At 68.7% G+C, this 14,936-nt stretch carries 16 protein-coding genes, 4 tRNA genes and 1 pseudogene; 4 read left to right on the forward strand and 17 right to left on the reverse strand.

Annotation, left to right across the window (positions count from 1 at the left end; translation table 11 throughout):
• Window positions 1-167: 167 nt before the first annotated feature.
• From rplA to GGQ63_RS16550, 8 genes are all read right to left on the reverse strand, one after another.
• Window positions 168-872 (reverse strand): 50S ribosomal protein L1, encoded by a 705-nt coding sequence (gene rplA / locus GGQ63_RS16515; protein WP_183857714.1) that lies wholly within the window; start codon window positions 870-872, stop codon window positions 168-170.
• 3 nt (window positions 873-875) lie between these two features.
• Complete coding sequence (gene rplK, locus GGQ63_RS16520) at window positions 876-1,304, reverse strand: 50S ribosomal protein L11 (RefSeq protein ID WP_183857715.1); 429 nt, start codon at window positions 1,302-1,304, stop codon at window positions 876-878.
• 221 nt (window positions 1,305-1,525) lie between these two features.
• On the reverse strand, window positions 1,526-2,056 hold the full coding sequence (gene nusG, locus GGQ63_RS16525) for a transcription termination/antitermination protein NusG (RefSeq protein WP_183857716.1): 531 nt from the start codon (window positions 2,054-2,056) through the stop codon (window positions 1,526-1,528).
• 14 nt (window positions 2,057-2,070) lie between these two features.
• Window positions 2,071-2,271, reverse strand: a complete 201-nt coding sequence (secE, locus tag GGQ63_RS16530; protein WP_183857717.1) for a preprotein translocase subunit SecE — start codon at window positions 2,269-2,271, stop codon at window positions 2,071-2,073.
• Between the two features lie 100 nt (window positions 2,272-2,371).
• Window positions 2,372-2,447, reverse strand: a tRNA-Trp gene (locus GGQ63_RS16535).
• Between the two features lie 455 nt (window positions 2,448-2,902).
• On the reverse strand, window positions 2,903-4,093 hold the full coding sequence (gene tuf / locus GGQ63_RS16540; protein WP_183857704.1) for an elongation factor Tu: 1,191 nt from the start codon (window positions 4,091-4,093) through the stop codon (window positions 2,903-2,905).
• A 184-nt stretch (window positions 4,094-4,277) separates the two neighbouring features.
• Window positions 4,278-4,351, reverse strand: a tRNA-Gly gene (locus GGQ63_RS16545).
• 16 nt (window positions 4,352-4,367) lie between these two features.
• Window positions 4,368-4,452, reverse strand: a tRNA-Tyr gene (locus GGQ63_RS16550).
• Window positions 4,453-4,663: 211 nt separating this feature from the next.
• Between GGQ63_RS16550 and GGQ63_RS16555 the strand changes: the two genes are divergently transcribed.
• The 4 genes and pseudogenes from GGQ63_RS16555 to GGQ63_RS22095 all read left to right on the forward strand — a co-directional run bounded on the left by GGQ63_RS16555 (window position 4,664) and on the right by GGQ63_RS22095 (window position 6,372).
• Window positions 4,664-5,530, forward strand: a complete 867-nt coding sequence (locus GGQ63_RS16555) for a TrmH family RNA methyltransferase (RefSeq protein ID WP_183857718.1) — start codon at window positions 4,664-4,666, stop codon at window positions 5,528-5,530.
• A gap of 209 nt (window positions 5,531-5,739) precedes the next feature.
• Window positions 5,740-5,814 (forward strand) — tRNA-Thr (locus GGQ63_RS16560).
• A gap of 148 nt (window positions 5,815-5,962) precedes the next feature.
• Window positions 5,963-6,072: pseudogene (locus tag GGQ63_RS22430) on the forward strand (IS5/IS1182 family transposase); the annotation flags it as partial.
• Window positions 6,073-6,123: 51 nt separating this feature from the next.
• Window positions 6,124-6,372, forward strand: coding sequence for a hypothetical protein (locus GGQ63_RS22095; protein WP_425502086.1), 249 nt, complete (start codon window positions 6,124-6,126; stop codon window positions 6,370-6,372).
• Window positions 6,373-6,617: 245 nt separating this feature from the next.
• Here the strand turns inward: GGQ63_RS22095 and GGQ63_RS16570 are convergent, their stop codons facing one another.
• From GGQ63_RS16570 to GGQ63_RS16610, 9 genes are all read right to left on the reverse strand, one after another.
• Entirely contained in the window at window positions 6,618-7,706 is a 1,089-nt protein-coding gene (locus GGQ63_RS16570; RefSeq protein WP_183857719.1) for an Acg family FMN-binding oxidoreductase, read from the reverse strand.
• 149 nt (window positions 7,707-7,855) lie between these two features.
• Window positions 7,856-9,112 (reverse strand): arsenite efflux MFS transporter ArsK, encoded by a 1,257-nt coding sequence (arsK, locus tag GGQ63_RS16575; RefSeq protein ID WP_210308548.1) that lies wholly within the window; start codon window positions 9,110-9,112, stop codon window positions 7,856-7,858.
• Window positions 9,109-10,161, reverse strand: a complete 1,053-nt coding sequence (gene arsB / locus GGQ63_RS16580) for an ACR3 family arsenite efflux transporter (RefSeq protein ID WP_183857720.1) — start codon at window positions 10,159-10,161, stop codon at window positions 9,109-9,111. The genes arsK and arsB overlap by 4 nt, the downstream gene beginning before the upstream one ends.
• Before the next feature lie 9 nt (window positions 10,162-10,170).
• Entirely contained in the window at window positions 10,171-10,596 is a 426-nt protein-coding gene (gene arsC, locus GGQ63_RS16585; RefSeq protein ID WP_183857721.1) for an arsenate reductase (glutaredoxin), read from the reverse strand.
• Between the two features lie 8 nt (window positions 10,597-10,604).
• Complete coding sequence (locus GGQ63_RS16590) at window positions 10,605-11,147, reverse strand: arsenate reductase/protein-tyrosine-phosphatase family protein (protein ID WP_183857722.1); 543 nt, start codon at window positions 11,145-11,147, stop codon at window positions 10,605-10,607.
• Window positions 11,140-11,505: an ArsR/SmtB family transcription factor gene (locus GGQ63_RS16595; protein WP_210308549.1), complete on the reverse strand. Its 366-nt coding sequence runs from the start codon at window positions 11,503-11,505 to the stop codon at window positions 11,140-11,142. Before GGQ63_RS16595 ends, GGQ63_RS16590 begins: the two co-directional genes overlap by 8 nt.
• Window positions 11,506-11,595: 90 nt before the next feature.
• The gene (locus tag GGQ63_RS16600) at window positions 11,596-12,489 is read right to left on the reverse strand and encodes an NAD-dependent epimerase/dehydratase family protein (RefSeq protein WP_183857723.1); all 894 of its coding nucleotides are present in this window, start codon (window positions 12,487-12,489) and stop codon (window positions 11,596-11,598) included.
• A gap of 95 nt (window positions 12,490-12,584) precedes the next feature.
• The gene (locus tag GGQ63_RS16605; RefSeq protein WP_183857724.1) at window positions 12,585-13,742 is read right to left on the reverse strand and encodes a mandelate racemase/muconate lactonizing enzyme family protein; all 1,158 of its coding nucleotides are present in this window, start codon (window positions 13,740-13,742) and stop codon (window positions 12,585-12,587) included.
• Between the two features lie 184 nt (window positions 13,743-13,926).
• Window positions 13,927-14,910: an aldo/keto reductase gene (locus tag GGQ63_RS16610; protein ID WP_183857725.1), complete on the reverse strand. Its 984-nt coding sequence runs from the start codon at window positions 14,908-14,910 to the stop codon at window positions 13,927-13,929.
• Window positions 14,911-14,936: the final 26 nt, after the last annotated feature.

Raw genomic sequence — 14,936 nt, forward strand, 5'->3', positions numbered from 1 at the left:
ATCGAACCGATCTCCGGCTGACCGGAAATCTGCCTTCACCCCGTCTATGCGGGCGTTTCGATTAAGCCGGAAAACCCGGCGCCCGCAGTCTCGGACAGGTTCGGCCGCCGGGGGTTTCCCTCCGCCGGCCTCGTCGCGCCCGGCCGAAGCCGGGCGAAGTCGAACGATCAGCCGTTCGCTGCCGCGAGCGAAGCCGGGTCGATATGGACGCCCGGCCCCATCGTCGAGGACAGCGCGACCTTCTGCACGAAGGTGCCCTTGGCGCCCGAGGGCCGCGCACGCTGCACCGCGTCGGCGAAGGCGCGGATGTTCTCGGCGAGCTTCTGCGCGTCGAACGAGGCCTTGCCGACGCCGGCATGGATGATGCCGGCCTTCTCGACGCGGAACTCGACCGCGCCGCCCTTGGCGTCGGTCACCGCCTTCTTGACGTCCATCGTCACCGTGCCGACCTTCGGGTTCGGCATCAGACCGCGCGGGCCGAGCACCTTGCCGAGGCGGCCGACGAGCGGCATCATGTCGGGCGTCGCGATGCAGCGATCGAAGTCGATCGTGCCGCCCTGAACGGTCTCGAGCAGGTCCTCCGCGCCGACGATGTCGGCACCGGCGGCGCGAGCCTCGTCGGCCTTGGCACCACGGGCGAACACCGCCACGCGCACCGTCCGGCCGGAGCCGTTCGGCAGGTTGCAGACGCCGCGGACCATCTGGTCCGCGTGGCGCGGATCGACGCCGAGATTCATCGCGATCTCGATCGTCTCGTCGAACTTCGCCGTCGCCCGGTCCTTGATGAGGCCGAGCGCCTCGTCGAGGCCATAGAGCTTCGTGCGGTCGATGCCCTCGCGGGCGGCGCGGACGCGCTTGCCGGTCTTAGCCATCGCTCAGTCCACCACCGTCAGGCCCATGGAACGGGCCGAGCCTTCGACCATGCTCGCCGCCGCCTCGACGTCGACCGCATTGAGATCCTTCATCTTCTGCGTCGCGATTTCGCGCAACTGGGCGCGCGTCACGCTGCCGGCCGGCGCCTTGCCCGGCGTCTTCGAGCCGGAGGCGATGCCCGCCGCCTTCTTGAGGAAGAAGCTCACGGGAGCCGACTTCATCTGGAAGGTGAAGGACTTGTCCTGGTAGTAGGTGATCACGACCGGCACCGGCGAGCCCTTCTCGAGCTCCTGGGTGCGCGCGTTGAACTGCTTGCAGAATTCCATGATGTTGATACCGCGCTGGCCGAGCGCGGGGCCGATCGGCGGCGACGGCGTCGCCGACCCGGCCTTCACCTGAAGCTTCAGGTAGCCTGCTACTTTCTTCGCCATCTTTCTTCCTTTGCTCCGCCGGCACCGCCGGCGATCGCCGGCTCATCGGCCGGCAGGAATGGTGTGGTGCGGTTCCGGCGCCTGGCGAGCACCCTCCCCTCCCACACCCTGCGTGACCGGACCGCGCACGGACCGATCGCCTGAGGCACACGCCGCGGAGCCATCGCCCCGTCGCGCTTCCCGATTCCGGCAGGGCCGGACCGGGCGGACCGTGCCGGCCGCTAGACCTTCTCGACCTGGCCGTATTCGAGCTCGACCGGGGTCGCCCGGCCGAAGATCGAGACCGCCACCTTGAGGCGCGAGCGAACCTCGTCGACCTCTTCGACATGGCCGTTGAACGAGGCGAACGGACCGTCGGAAACGCGCACCTGCTCGCCGATCTCGAAGGAGACCGAGGGCTTCGGCCGCTCGACGCCTTCCTGCACCTGCTGCAGGATGCGCCGGGCCTCGCTCTCGGAGATCGGCATCGGCCGGTTGTCGGCACCGAGGAAACCGGTCACCTTCGGCGTGTTCTTGATCAGATGGTACGCCTCGTCGGTCATCGCCATCTTCACGAGCACATAGCCCGGAAAGAACTTCCGCTCGGCATCGACCTTGCGGCCGCGCCGCACCTCGACGACCTTCTCGGTCGGCACGAGGATCTCCTCGAAGAGATCCCCGAGACCGCGCTGCTCCGCCTGCTCACGGATCGATTCGGCGACCTTGCGCTCGAAGTTCGAATAGGCGTGGACGATGTACCACCGCTTTTCCATCGCTCGTCCCTCGCTCAGCGGCCGATGCCGACCAGAAGCGACACGCCCCAGCCGAGCACCATATCGGCGAGGAGGAAGAAGATGCTGGCAGCCGCGGCCATCACGAACACCATAGCGGTGGTGATCGCCGTTTCACGCCGCGACGGCCAAACGACCTTGGCGACCTCCGACCGGACCTGCTGGAGGAACGTGAAAGGGTTTGTCTTGGTGGCCATTCACTCGCTCATGACTTGCGGGCGCGCGAACGACCGGTCCACGCGCCACGCCGAGTTGCCTTAGATAGAACCGCCGCGACGATTCCTCAAGCGTTAATTTTGGCAGGGGCAGCAGGACTCGAACCTGCGACCCTCGGTTTTGGAGACCGATGCTCTACCGACTGAGCTATACCCCTACCGGGGAAGGCCGCGAACGGCCCTCCGAAACTCTTGAAGCGAGGGACGTCTAGCACATCCCGTAACCGCTTTTCTACCGTTCCATGGCGGCCGGAACCAATTCTCCCCCGCCGCCTTCGGAAGCCGCGGCGCCAGCCTCGGCCGCCGCTTCGCGCTCGGACCCGGCGCGGCGCTTGCGCGGCCGCTCCGCGAGAGCACAGTCGCGATTCCCGCCCGTCCCGGGTGCGTTCTCGAACACGCAGCGCGTCTCCGGCGGCACGCCGCCGATCCGGTCGAGCGACCGGAAGCCGACGCAGCGGCCGTCCGGCGCGCGATAACCGGCCCGCCCTTGCAGCCGCAGCCGCGACAGGCGGGACGCTCCGGGCAGTCCGCCCCGGCAGGGACCGCCGCGACGAGAAGCATGACGAGGCCGAAGGCGAGCGCGCAGAGCGCCCGCCGCCGGCCCGGCACGGCCTTACTTGATGATGCTGGCGACGACGCCGGCGCCGACGGTGCGCCCGCCTTCACGGATGGCGAAGCGCAGCTTCTCTTCCATCGCGATCGGGACGATCAGCGTCACTTCCATCGCCACATTGTCGCCCGGCATCACCATCTCGACGCCTTCCGGCAGCGCGACCACGCCCGTCACGTCCGTCGTGCGGAAGTAGAACTGCGGACGGTAGTTGGTGAAGAACGGCGTATGACGGCCGCCCTCTTCCTTCGTCAGGATATACGCCTCGGCCTTGAACACCGTGTGCGGCGTCACAGAGCCGGGCTTGCACAGAACCTGGCCGCGCTCGACGCCCTCGCGGTCGATGCCGCGCAGCAGCGCGCCGATATTGTCGCCCGCCTGGCCCTGATCGAGCAGCTTGCGGAACATCTCGACGCCCGTCACCGTCGACTTCACCGTCGGACGGATGCCGACGATCTCGACTTCCTCGCCGACCTTCACGACGCCGCGCTCGACGCGACCCGTCACGACCGTGCCGCGGCCCGAGATCGAGAACACGTCTTCGATCGGCATCAGGAACGGCTGGTCGATCGGACGCTCCGGCTGCGGGATGTAGTCGTCCACCGCCTGCATCAGCTGCAGGATCGCGTCATGGCCGAGCTCGGGATTGGTCCCCTCGAGCGCGCACAGCGCCGAGCCCTTGACGATCGGAATGTCGTCGCCGGGGAAGTCGTAGGACGACAGAAGCTCGCGAACCTCGAGCTCGACGAGCTCCAGAAGCTCCGGATCGTCGACCATGTCGACCTTGTTCAGGAACACGACGAGCGCCGGGACGCCGACCTGGCGGGCGAGCAGGATGTGCTCCCGCGTCTGCGGCATCGGGCCGTCCGCCGCCGAAACGACGAGGATCGCACCGTCCATCTGCGCCGCGCCGGTGATCATGTTCTTCACATAGTCGGCGTGCCCGGGGCAGTCGACATGCGCATAGTGCCGGTTCGTCGTCTGGTATTCCACATGCGCCGTGTTGATCGTGATGCCGCGCGCACGCTCCTCCGGAGCCGCGTCGATCTGGTCATACGCCTTGAACGTCGCACCGCCCGTCTCGGCAAGAACCTTCGTGATCGCCGCAGTCAGCGACGTCTTGCCATGGTCGACATGGCCGATCGTCCCGATGTTGCAGTGCGGCTTGTTACGCTCGAACTTCTCTTTCGCCATCGACGCTGTCCCTGGAGCTCGGACCTTAGGTGGCGGGTCGCTTAAGGCACTTTCGACGGCTCTTCAAGCCCCCGCGCGCGCGACAGACCCGTAGCGAGAGACGCGACCCGAAGCCGGCGAAGCAACACGCCGCGCGTCGCAGCGCCGCCCTCTCCACCGACCGGACTTCGGAATGGGTCGTCGCTGGAGCGGGTAGCGGGAATCGAACCCGCGTATTCAGCTTGGAAGGCTGCTGCTCTACCATTGAGCTATACCCGCAGCGCACGCCGACGAATGGTGGAGGGGGTTGGATTCGAACCAACGTAGGCTAAGCCAACGGATTTACAGTCCGTCCCCTTTAACCACTCGGGCACCCCTCCGTCATTCGTCGAGGCGTGAGCAGCTCGTCGCCGGAGAGGCCGTCCCGAGTGTCCGGCCGTCCCCGCGGCGCGCTTTATGGCGAGCCGGCTCTGCGCTGTCAACGCATAAGGCGCGATCGCGCACAGCTGTGTCGCACGGCCTCCCCCCGCGCGCCCGACCGGCCGCGGGCGGCCGATGGACGCGCCCCGCGCCGCCGCCTATAACGCGCCCATGAGCGAAGACGACGACAAGCCCGCCCGGCCGCGCGGCGGCAAATGGCACGGCAAGGAACGCCATGTGCGCGAGCGCTACGGCCACGGCCTGAAGCGCGAGCGGCCGGCCGAGGCCGACCGGCCGCGGCCCCGAACGCCGGGCGATCGGCGCCCCGACCAGCTCTTCCTCTACGGCATCCACCCGGTCGCCGCCGCGCTCGCCAATCCGCGCCGCAAGATCCTGCGCCTCGCGGCGACGAAGAACGCGCTCGACCGGCTCGTCGAGGAAGGCGCGCCGCTGCCCGATTCGGTCGAGGAGACCAATCCCCGCGCCCTCGACAAGCTGCTCGGCTCGGAAGCGGTGCATCAGGGCGTCGCGGCGGAGGTCGCGCCGCTCGATCCGATCGGTCTCGCCGATCTCGGCGAGGCGAGGCTCGTCGTCGTGCTCGACCAGCTCACCGACCCGCACAATGTCGGGGCGATCCTGCGCTCGGCCGTCGCGCTCGGCGCCGATGCGATCGTCTCGACCTGGCGGCACGCGCCGGTCGAGACCGGCGTGCTCGCCAAGGCCGCGTCCGGCGCGCTCGAGATGATCGCCTGGGTCGAGGTGCAGAATCTCGCCCGCGCGCTCGACGAGCTCGGCGAACGGGGCTTCACCCGGGTCGGACTCGACAGCGAAGGCGGCGTGCCGATCGAGGCGGCGTTCGGCGACGCGGGGCGGCGAATCGCCCTGGTGCTCGGCGCCGAGGGCAAGGGCCTCCGAAAGCTGACCCGCGAGACCTGCGACGTGGTCGCCCGGCTCGACATGCCCGGTCCGATCAAGAGCCTCAACGTCTCGAACGCCGCCGCCCTCGCCCTCTATCTCGCCCGCCGCCACCTCGGCTGACGGGGTAAGCGGCGAGGCCGTCGCGCGGCCGACGTTACCCCCAGCGTGTCTGATGCGCCTCCTCGATCCGGAGGAAGGCGAGACCGGGGCGCGCGCCGACGCCACCGCCGTCCGCACGCGCCCTTCCGGCGCGACGGGCGCGGTTCCACCCTTGACCGGACGCGCCCCGCGCCTCTACTGGTCCACAGCGTACGGACGACCGTCCGCGGGCCGGCTTAGCACAGCGGTAGTGCAGCGGTTTTGTAAACCGAAGGTCGGGGGTTCGATCCCCTCAGCCGGCACCATTTCCAAGCGAACACCGGGCGGCCCCGGCCCGGCGAGTGGACTATTCCTGCTATCTTCTCGTATCCCCAAGGTCCAAACCCAATCAGACTATTAATCCAGCTATGGGTATGTGGTTGAGGGAATCTCCCGTTCGGAAGGAGGTCCCGGATGTCGCGTTCGCTGTTCTGGCTTTCGGATGGGGCGTGGGCTGCGATCGAGCCGCATCTGCCGCATAACCAGCCCGGCGCGGTCGAGTGGACGACCGGCGGGTGATCTCCGACGCCCGCGCCGCCGCCGCGCTGATCGATGAGCCGGCGAGCATGAAGCGGATGATCGCCGACAAGGGCTATAACGCCAACCGCATCCGGGCGCAGGGCGCGATCCCCGTCATCTCCGGCCGCCGCAACCGCAAGCGCCCGATCCAGTACGACGAGCGACGTTACAAGGACCGCTGGCGGATCGAGGCCATGTTCTGCAGGCTCGAGGACTTTCGACGCGTCGCCACCCGCTACGACGAACTCGGCCGGAACTTCCTCTCAGCCGCCCACCTCGCCGCCGCCGTCGCATTCTGGCTGTGAGCGAGTCTCGACCCTAATATCCCATTCCATTCGCTCAATAACGCCCAATTCGAAGAAGATGGTCGTATAATTAAGAGGGTTCTTCAACACTTTCGAAAAATGAATTCATCATGGCCTCGTTATTTCTACCTAATGAAGGAATTTTCCTAGAACCTTTCTCCGAAAACATCCCGGAGCGCACCGCAGCGTTCGTCTGCCTGGCCGGGCGCGGCGCAAGGAATTCCACTCGGCGGCCGACACTCCCGTCAGACGAGGACCGAACCGACCGGCCGACGAGGCGAGAAGGGGAGAATCGGGCCGGTACCGAAGCGCATCACGAGGTCGGGCCGCGCATCCGGCGCGCCGACGAGCGCGGCGAGGCGGCGGCGCAGGGCGGCGACTTCGACGGGCTGGTTGACGAAGGACGTCCGTAAGCCGAGGCCCGTCGCGGCGAGCGCGAAACGCTGGCACGCACGGCCGACCGCAACCCAGTGCGCCCGGTCCGCCCGCGCGCCGACGAAGACCGCGAGGCCTGCGGATGTGTCGATCTGGCGGAGATAGCGGGCGCTCTCCGACGCGGCGGTGACGAAGAGATCGAAGGCGATCCCGCCGAGCGCATCGGGGAGAACGGGGTTGCCGCTCGCCGCGGAGAGCAGCCCGTCGCCGGTCGCCATCGCCTGCTTCGGGCCGAAACGCAGCCAGCGCTTCAGTTCCGCAAGGAAAGCCGGATCGGCCATCTGCATGCCGTTGCCCTCGATCACGAGATCGCGGATGCGGTCGATCTGCGGCCGCTCGGTGATGAGGGCGAGCGAGACGCCCGGAATCGCGGCGGCCGCCTCGATCTGCGCGAGATCGGCGGCCGAAACGGCCCGGCCATCGAAGGGCGCGCGGGTCGACTGGCGGAGCGGGATGGCCGCGAAGAGCGGATCGGGCCGCGCTGCGCCGGTCGTGAAGGCGAAACGTATGGTGCCGTCGGAGGCGACCGCGATCTCGCCCGGGCGGCCGGTCGCCGCAGCGGCTATGCCGAGCGTCTCGGCGATGCAGCCGAGGCTGACGAAGAGATGGTGATCGTCGGGATCGACGACGGGCGTCGCGCGGGTCGGATCGGGGAGGATGTCGATGGCGTGCTCGCGGATGGCGAAGCGCCAGGGCTGGGTGTTGTGCCCGCTCGGGGCGAGCGTCGCATGGGCGATGAGATCGCGGAGCGACGGATCGATGCCGAGCGGTCGCCGCAGCGCGGCGCCATAGCGGGCGTAGTCGGCCATCGATCCGGTCGATGCGCGCCAGCCGAGGGCGCCCGCGCCGCCGAGGGCCGCGAGGCTCGCCGCTCCGATCACCACTCTGCGCCGGTTCATGTCCGCCTCATCCTTCGACCATCCCTTACCGCAGCGCGGACGGGGGTTCGTTGCGCTGCATCAAGACGCAGGCGGCGGCGGCATGAGAACGAGCCCCTCGAATCCCGTAGCGGCTGTCCGTCCTCCGGGCCAACAGCCGCCGCGCGCGGTTACTCCGGGGCGGCGAGCGAGCCCGTGAGGGCGGCGTGGTCCGGGACGGCCGGGCGCGGCAGGAGACGCGCAATGGCGGCGAAAGCGGCGAGCGCACCGCCGCAGGCGAGCGCGCAAACGCCGAGTGCGGGGGCCGGGCCGATGCGCTCGATCATCAGCGCGAAGGCAAAGGGCGCCGCTGCGCCGACCACGAGGCGGATCGAGGTCACCCGCCCCTGCTGCGCGCCATAGCCCGCCGCGCCGAAGAGGGCGAGCGGCAGCGTCCCGCCGACGAGGCTCTGAAGGCCGCTGCCCATGCCGAACAGCACGGCGAACACGGCCGCGCCGACGAAGGACGGCGCCGTCGCCGTGAGCACGACGAGCGCGGCGGCCATCAGCCCGGCCGAGATCATCGCGAGGGCGCGCTGCGACAGGTCGCGGCCGAACAGCATGTTGATCAGCCGGCTCGCCACCTGAGCCGGGCCGAAGAGAGCCCCGACGGTCACGCCGGCGAGACCCAGTCCGAGGGCGCCGAGGATCGGCAGCATGTGGACGAGAAGGGCCGATCCGGCGAAGCTCTGCAGCGCGAACGCCGTCGCCATCAGGAGAAAGCCGCGTCGGCGCGCCCCGACCGGCAGGCTGCCCGCCGCCGCGGGCAGGACCGCCGCCGGACCGGGCTCCTCGCTCCGGCCCGCCCCGCGCCGCGGGCGCGCGAGCCAGAGATGGATCGGCAGCGCGAGGCCGAGATTGAGCCCGGCGAAGACCAGATAGACGGTGCGCCAGTCGAGAAACGCGTGCAGGGCCGTCGTCAGCGGCCAGAACAGCGTCGAGGCAAAGCCGGCGATCAGCGTCAGGTGGACGATGCGGCGCGGCGCCGTGTCCGGATGGCGCTGCACGAGGAGCGGAAAGGCCGCGCCATATTGCACGAAGGTCGACGCGACCTCGATCGCGACGAGCCCGGCGAAGAAGACCGGGCCGGACGGGGCGAGCGCACAGACGACGAGCGCCGCGGCGGCGGCGAGCGAGCCGGCCGCCATCACCCGGCCGGCGCCGAAGCGATCGATCCATCGCCCGGTCCGGGGCGCGACGAGGCCGCCGATCAGCAGCGCGGCGGAGAGCGCACCGAACACCCATTCCTGCGGCCAGCCGAGATCGCGCGCCATCGCCGGCGCGAGAATGCCGAAGCTGTAATAGAGCGTGCCGTAGCCGATGATCTGGGTGAGTCCGAGGGCGGCGACGTCGAGAAACGCCGCCGCGCCGGGGCGGAAACGGATCAACGCCGGGCCTCGACCGCGCCCACCGTGCGTCCGCTCTCGTACCAGCCCTTCGAGCGATTGACGATCCACACCACCGACAGCATCACCGGCACCTCGATCAGCACACCGACCACGGTCGCGAGCGCCGCGCCGGACTGGAAGCCGAACAGGGAGATGGCGGCGGCGACCGCGAGCTCGAAGAAATTGGACGCGCCGATCAGCGCCGACGGGCCGGCGACGCAGTGCCGCTCGCCGGTCAGCCGGTTGAGCAGATAGGCGAGCCCCGAATTGAAATAGACCTGGATCAGGATCGGCACGGCGAGCAACGCGATGACGAGCGGCTGGGCGAGGATCTGCTCGCCCTGGAACCCGAACAACAGGACGAGGGTCGCGAGAAGCGCCACCAGCGACAGCGGCTGGAGCTTGTCGAGGAACCGTTTCAGGGCGGGCGCGCCGCCGGACGCCAGCAGCCCGCGGCGGAGGAACTGCGCCGCGACGACCGGCACGACGATATAGAGCGCAACGGAGAGGACGAGCGTATCCCACGGTACGGTGATCGCCGAGAGACCGAGCAGCAGGCCGACGATCGGCGCGAAGGCGAACACCATGATGCTGTCGTTGAGCGCGACCTGGCTCAGCGTGAAGTGCGGCTCGCCCCGGGTCAGGTTCGACCAGACGAACACCATGGCCGTGCACGGCGCGGCCGCCAGAATGATCAGACCGGCGATGTAGCTGTCGATCTGATCGGCCGGCAGGTAGGGCCGGAAAAGATACCCGATGAACAGCCAGCCGAGCGCCGCCATCGAGAACGGCTTCACCGCCCAGTTGACGAACAACGTGACGCCGATGCCGCGCCAGTGCTCCCTGACCTGGCCGAGCGCGGCGAAGTCGATCTTGACCAGCATCGGCACGATCATCAGCCAGATCAGCGCGGCGACGGCGAGATTGACCTTGGCGATCTCGGCGCCGCCGATGGCCTGGAAAAAGCCGGGCACGACATGGCCGAGGGCGACCCCGGCGACGATGCACAGCGCGACCCAGAGCGTCAGATACCGTTCGAAGCGGGACATCACCGATCCTTACGCCGTGGCCACGCGGCGGCCGTGTTCGTCCACCACGCGCTCGCCGTCTTCCTTGACGAATTCGCCCTGTTGCCGCGGCAGGAGGTCGAGCACCGCTTCGGAGGGCCGGCAGAGCCGCACCCCCGCCGGCGCGACCACGATCGGACGGTTGATGAGGATCGGATGCGCCAGCATGGCGTCGAGCAGCTCGTCATCCGTCAGTGCAGGGTCGCCGAGGCCGAGCTCCGCATAGGGCGTGCCCTTTTCGCGCAGCAGCGCGCGGGGCGTGATGCCCATGCGTGCGATCAGTTGCTCGAGCATGGTCCGGCTCGGCGGCGTCTTCAGATATTCGATCACGTGCGGTTCAACGCCGGAGTTGCGGATCATCGCCAGCGCGTTGCGCGAGGTGCCGCAATCGGGGTTGTGGTAGATGATGATGTCCATGGCCGACCTCATGCCGCACCGACCGGCGGCGTCGATGCGCCTTCGGAACGGCCGATCTCGACGAGCCGCGAGCGCAGCGACGCCCGGTCGAGGCTCGCGAGCGGCAGCGCGACGAAAGCGGTGATGCGGTTGCGCAAGTAGCGGAAGGCGGTGACGAAGGCGGCCTGCCGTTCGAGCGTCGTGCCTTCGACGGCGGCCGGATCCTCGATCCCCCAATGCGCGGTCATCGGCTGGCCCGGCCAGACGGGACAGGCCTCGCCGGCCGCGCTGTCACAGACGGTGAAGACGAAGTCCATCTCCGGCGCGCCCGGAGCGGCGAATTCGTCCCAGTTCTTCGAGCGGAAGCCTTCGATCGGATAGTCGAAGCTCGCCAGCACATCGAGCGCGAGCGGGTTGACCGCGCCCCTCGGCCGGCTGCCGGCGGAGAAGGCGCGGAAGCGGCCGGCGCCGTCCTTCGAGAGGATGCTCTCGGCGAGGATGGAGCGGGCGGAATTGCCGGTACAGAGGAAAAGGACGTTGAAGATGCGGTCGGATGACCCGGTCTCACTCACGGTGCGCCCCCTTGGCCGGCTCGCAGCGGCACGACAGCGCGGCGACGGCCGGATCGCACACCGCGGGATGGCCCTGGCAGCAGTCGCGCATCAGGAAATCGACGAGGCCGGCGAGCCTCGGATAGGCGGCGCTGTAGAAGATGGAGCGGCCGTCACGCCGGGCGGCGACGAGACCGGCCTGCTCGAGCTGGGCGAGATGGAACGACATCTTCGAGGACGAGGCGCCGTCCATCGCCGCGCCGATCGCCCCGGCCGGCATGCCTTCCGGGCCCGCCGTCACGAGCAGGCGCACGATGCGCAGCCGGATCTCCTGCGACAGCGCGGCGAAGGCTTCGAGGGCCTGCTTCTCGTCGATCATCTCAACATCTCATGAATCGTTGAGATGACGAATAGCCGAGAATTCGACGGAGCGCCAGCCCCCTGCCCGCGCGACGAAGGCGCCGTGGCGTCAGCGCGCCGGTGCGGTGCGCCAGCCGTGCTCCGGCCGGAAACCGAGGAGATCACGCGCCTTCCGGTTGCTGAGCGGTGCCTCGAAGCCGGGTAAAGACCGGGTCAGCGGCGTGCCGGGCGCGTGACGAGCGAGGAAAGCCTCGGTCGGCTGATCGGCGATGATGTCGTCATTGGTGACGTTGAAGATCTGGAAGCCGAGGCCGTCGGTCTCGATGCAGCAGTCGACCATCTGGGCGAGGTCGCGCACATCGATATAGCTCCAGGCGTCGCGCTTGCGCGACAGAGGCTCGGCCACATTGTCGGGGAAGCGGACATAGTCCTCCGGCAGGGTGACGGCGCCGATGCGCAGCGCATAGACGTCGGCGCCGCTCCGCGAGGCGAAGGAACGGCCGATCTTCTCGGCGAGCACCTTCGAAAGTCCGTAGCTGTCGGTCGGATCGGCGTCGTGCTCCTCGTCGACCGGGAAGCTCCCGAAGTCGCGGTCGCCCTCGGCGAAGCAGACGCCGTAGACAGTCTCGCTCGAGGCGAGGATGACCTTGCGGATGCCGAGCTTGGTCGCCGCCTCGAGCACATTGTAGGTCGACAGTACATTCGCTGCGAACATCGTATTGTCCGGCACCATGAAGATGCGCGGGATGGCGGCGAAATGAACGACCGCATCGACCGGCTGTCGCCCGCCGCCTGCGAAATACTCCGCGAAGCCGAAATGGGTCGACAGGGCATTGAACGCCTGGCCGCTGTCGGCGAGATCGGCGATCAGGGTTTCGACGCCCTGCACATCGAGCGGCACCCGATCGACGTTGAGCACGCTGTGGCCGCGGCTGAGCAGGTGAGGCACGGCATAGCGGCCGACCTTGCCGCTGCCGCCTGTGAAGATGACGCGCTTGCCCATTCCGTCCTCCGCATCGCAACGCCGCCCGGCAAGGGATCGCGGGCGGTCTGGCCCCTGTGCGGTGCGCCGGCCCAGACCGGCGCACCGGCCGCTCGTCAGGCGAAGATGCCGTAGCCCGGCACCGCGTGTTTGCGCACGCCGTCCATGTCGAGTTCGACGCCGATTCCCGGCGTCTCCGGAATGCGGATGTGACCGTTCTCGACGATCGACGTCGCGCCGTCCGGCAGCTTCACATAGCTGTCCCAGGCGACCCGCTCCTCGAGCGCATGCCATTCGAGGACCAGGAAGTTCGGCACCGCGGCACAGGTGTGGGCCGTCGCCATCGTGCCGATCGGCGTCGAGACCAAGTGCGGCGCGAAAGGGAGGTAGTAGATCTCGGCGAGGTTCGCGATCTTCTTGCTCTCGGCGAGGCCACCGCATTTCGGCACGTCCGGCATGATCACGTCGGCGACCTGCTGCTGCATCATCTCGCGGAAGCCCCAGCGCATGTAGAGATTCTCGCCAATGCAGATCGGCGTGCGACTGCGGGCACGGACCTGTCGCAGCGCGTCGACGTTCTCCGCCGGGATCGGTTCCTCGAGCCAGAGCAGGTTGAACGGTTCCATCTCCCAGGCGATGCGGCAGGCGCTCGGCACATCGTAGCGCGCATGGAGATCGATGCAGAGATCGATGTCCGGACCGACCGCCTCGCGCACGGCCTGGACGCGCTCGACCATCGAGCGGATCTCGGCGGCGTTCGCCGTGTGGTTCATCGCATCGAACTTCGCCGCGTGCTGCAGATTGTCGATGTCGAACTTCAGCGCCGTGAAGCCCTCGGCGACCATCCGCCTGGCCCGCGCCGCGCAGCCGGCGGGCGAGCCGTCCGCTTCGTCGCCGTCACCGCAATCGGCATAGAGCCGGACCTTGTCGCGGTACTTGCCGCCCATCATGCGATAGAGCGGCTGGCCGGCGGCCTTCGCGGCGAGATCCCACAGCGCGATCTCGATGCCCGACAGCGCGATCAGGAACACGCCCGACTGGGCACCCGAGAAGACGTGCGCGCGCCGCAGCTTGTCCCAGCAATATTCGACATTGCGCGGATCCTCGCCGATCAGCTCGTGCTTCAGCTCCGAAATGAGGCCGACGATCGCCGCGGCGCCGGCGTCCGGGTTCGCTTCGCCGATGCCATAGATGCCTTCGTCGGTGTCGATCCGCACCAGCGTCGCGTGGCCGTGATAGGCGACGACGGCTGTCTTGATGTCGACGATCTTCATGAAACTCTCCGATTGATGATGGCGCTGGAGCGCGCGGCCGCGCTCGGTCCGCAAGACGTGCGGACCGGTTCGGGCGGGCGGCCCGACGGTTGTCTCGATCGCGCGCCCGCGCCGCCGGCCGGAGGGAGGGGGCGGCGCCGGGCGGGAACCCCGGCGCGGCGGCGGGCGCGGGCGCGCGAGGCGGTCAGCGGGCGGCGGCCCGCGGCCTGTGATGGCGGGTCCAGTAGCCGAACATGTCGCCCTTGTCGGCGATCGCGGCCCAGACCGGCTTGGTCAGCGCGTCGATCGCGGCGACATCCTCGGGCGCGATCGTCCAGCCGACACTGCCGACATTCTCCTCGATCTCGCGAACCGTGCGGGCGCCGAGCAGCGGCGCGCTGACGCCCGGCCGGCTGGTCAGCCATTGCACGGCGAGTTGCGGCACCGACTTGCCGTATTTCGCCGCGATCGGCCGCAGCCCCTCGACGGCGTCGATCGCCTGCTCGTAGATGCCGGGCTGGAAGAGCACGGTGGTGCGCCGTTCGTCGCCTTCGGCGAACTGCGTGTCGCGCGACAGCATGCCGGTCAGAAGCCCCTGCGCGAGGCCGCTATAGGGCATGACGCCGATGGCACGCTCGCGGCAGAAGGGCAGAACCTCGGCCTCGATCTCCCGCCACAGCATGTTGTAGGGCGGCTGCAGCACGTCGATCGTGCCGTGCTCGCTCGCCGCCGCGATGTCGCGGGTGCTGAAATTGGAGACGCCCACCGCGCGGATCTTGCCGTCGGCGCGCAGCTTCTCGAGCGCCGCCATGGTGTCGCCGATCGGGTAGTCCGGATGCGGCCAGTGGATGAAATAGATGTCCACATAGTCGGTCTGCAGACGCCGCAGCGAGCCTTCGAGTGCTCCGACCAGATCGGCCGGATCGAGATGGTTGGGCGCGACCTTGGTGGCGACGACCGCCTTGTCGCGCCGGTCGGCGAGCGCGGCGCCGAGCACCTCTTCGGAGTGGCCGTTGCCATAGGCCTCGGCCGTATCGATCAGCGTCACGCCGAGTTCCAGCGCGCGATGGATGACGCGGATCGATTCCGCATCGTCGGCGGCACCCCAGAAGGCGCCGGACATCCCCCAGGTGCCGAGGCCGATTTCCGAAACGGAGACGGGGGACGACCCCAGACGCCGCTGTTGCATGGTTTTCCTCCCGAATGGGCCGACCG

The sequence above is a fragment of the Prosthecomicrobium pneumaticum genome (assembly GCF_014199915.1).
GTDB lineage: Bacteria > Pseudomonadota > Alphaproteobacteria > Rhizobiales > Kaistiaceae > Prosthecomicrobium > Prosthecomicrobium pneumaticum.

Bases quoted from the DNA above. Each gene is read 5' to 3' on its own strand.
- GGQ63_RS16605 (WP_183857724.1), bottom strand. From the start codon at position 13,742: ATGAAGATCGTCGACATCAAGACAGCCGTCGTCGCCTATCACGGCCAC.
- secE (WP_183857717.1), bottom strand. From the start codon at position 2,271: ATGGCCACCAAGACAAACCCTTTCACGTTCCTCCAGCAGGTCCGGTCG.
- GGQ63_RS16600 (WP_183857723.1), bottom strand. From the start codon at position 12,489: ATGGGCAAGCGCGTCATCTTCACAGGCGGCAGCGGCAAGGTCGGCCGC.
- nusG (WP_183857716.1), bottom strand. From the start codon at position 2,056: ATGGAAAAGCGGTGGTACATCGTCCACGCCTATTCGAACTTCGAGCGC.
- GGQ63_RS22095 (WP_425502086.1), top strand. From the start codon at position 6,124: ATGATCGCCGACAAGGGCTATAACGCCAACCGCATCCGGGCGCAGGGC.
- tuf (WP_183857704.1), bottom strand. From the start codon at position 4,093: ATGGCGAAAGAGAAGTTCGAGCGTAACAAGCCGCACTGCAACATCGGG.
- GGQ63_RS16610 (WP_183857725.1), bottom strand. From the start codon at position 14,910: ATGCAACAGCGGCGTCTGGGGTCGTCCCCCGTCTCCGTTTCGGAAATC.
- arsC (WP_183857721.1), bottom strand. From the start codon at position 10,596: ATGGACATCATCATCTACCACAACCCCGATTGCGGCACCTCGCGCAAC.
- GGQ63_RS16570 (WP_183857719.1), bottom strand. From the start codon at position 7,706: ATGAACCGGCGCAGAGTGGTGATCGGAGCGGCGAGCCTCGCGGCCCTC.
- rplK (WP_183857715.1), bottom strand. From the start codon at position 1,304: ATGGCGAAGAAAGTAGCAGGCTACCTGAAGCTTCAGGTGAAGGCCGGG.
- arsB (WP_183857720.1), bottom strand. From the start codon at position 10,161: ATGTCCCGCTTCGAACGGTATCTGACGCTCTGGGTCGCGCTGTGCATC.
- rplA (WP_183857714.1), bottom strand. From the start codon at position 872: ATGGCTAAGACCGGCAAGCGCGTCCGCGCCGCCCGCGAGGGCATCGAC.
- GGQ63_RS16555 (WP_183857718.1), top strand. From the start codon at position 4,664: ATGAGCGAAGACGACGACAAGCCCGCCCGGCCGCGCGGCGGCAAATGG.
- GGQ63_RS16595 (WP_210308549.1), bottom strand. From the start codon at position 11,505: ATGATCGACGAGAAGCAGGCCCTCGAAGCCTTCGCCGCGCTGTCGCAG.